This window comes from Xanthomonas axonopodis (assembly GCF_001304695.1).
In the GTDB taxonomy this organism is placed as follows: Bacteria; Pseudomonadota; Gammaproteobacteria; order Xanthomonadales; family Xanthomonadaceae; genus Xanthomonas; species Xanthomonas axonopodis.
In genome coordinates this window covers 1-1086 of sequence record NZ_JFAQ01000073.1, presented here as the reverse complement: position 1 = coordinate 1086, position 1086 = coordinate 1, and the positions used below count along the sequence as shown (strand labels likewise).

The 1086-nt window shown below is 64.8% G+C and carries 1 protein-coding gene; it reads left to right on the top strand.

Translation table 11 applies throughout. The features are described 5' to 3' along the window. The first annotated feature begins 57 nt into the window (after positions 1–57). Positions 58–882, top strand: coding sequence for an alpha/beta fold hydrolase (locus XAXN_RS07760; protein ID WP_057655412.1), 825 nt, complete (start codon positions 58–60; stop codon positions 880–882). Positions 883–1086 lie beyond the last annotated feature (204 nt).

Genomic DNA, 1086 nt, shown 5'->3' with positions numbered 1-1086 from the left:
GCGGCCGCGGCCGCCCCCCCATCCCCGCATCATCCCACCCAGCACGGAGTCTCCCCGATGTCAAATTTCGTCACTCGCCCCGATGGCGCCCAGATCTTCTACAAGGATTGGGGCAAGGGTCAGCCGGTCGTGTTCTCGCATGGTTGGCCGCTGACCGCCGACGCCTGGGATGCGCAGATGCTGTTCATGGGGCAGCACGGCTTCCGGGTCATTGCCCACGACCGTCGCAGCCACGGGCGCTCATCGCAAACCTGGGACGGCAACGACATGGACACCTACGCCGACGACCTGGCGGCGGTGATCGAAAAGCTCGACCTGCACGAGGCCATCCTGGTCGGCCATTCGACCGGCGGCGGTGAAGTGGAGCACTACGTCGGCCGCCATGGCAGCAAGCGCGTCGCCAAGGTCGTGCTGGTCGGCGCAGTGCCGCCGCAGATGGCGAAGAGCCCGACCAATCCCGGCGGTTTGCCGATGAGCGTGTTCGACGGCATCCGCGAGGGCGTGGCCAAGGACCGCTCGCAGTTCTACCAGGATCTGACCACGCCATTCTTCGGTGCCAATCGCGATGGTCACAAGGTCACCCAGGGCATGCGCGATTCCTTCTGGCTGCAGGGCATGCTGGGCGGCCACAAGGGGCAATACGACTGCATCAAGCAGTTCTCCGAAGTCGACTACACCCCGGACCTGAAGAAGATCGAGGTACCGACACTGGTCGTACATGGCGACGACGACCAGATCGTGCCGATCGATGCGTCGGCCAGGCGCTCGGCCGAGATCATCAAGAACGCCGAACTGAAGATCTATGCCGGGGGCTCGCACGGTTTGACATTCACCCACACCGGGCAGTTCAACCAGGATCTGCTGGCGTTCGCCAAGCGTTGATGCTTGCGCCTGCAGGTCGACGCAGCATGGTCGGCCTGCAGGCCGCGCGTTGCCTCGGCGGCACGCGCAACCGGCGCTGGGCGGGTCTCAGCCCAGCGCGGTGTCCCATAACAGTTTGAGGTTCAGCATCACGATCAACGCGGCGATGCCCCAGGCCAGCCGTACCAGCCACGGTGGAGCCACCAATGCACCCATCAGTCGATG

Bases quoted from the DNA above. Each gene is read 5' to 3' on its own strand.
- XAXN_RS07760 (WP_057655412.1), top strand. From the start codon at position 58: ATGTCAAATTTCGTCACTCGCCCCGATGGCGCCCAGATCTTCTACAAG.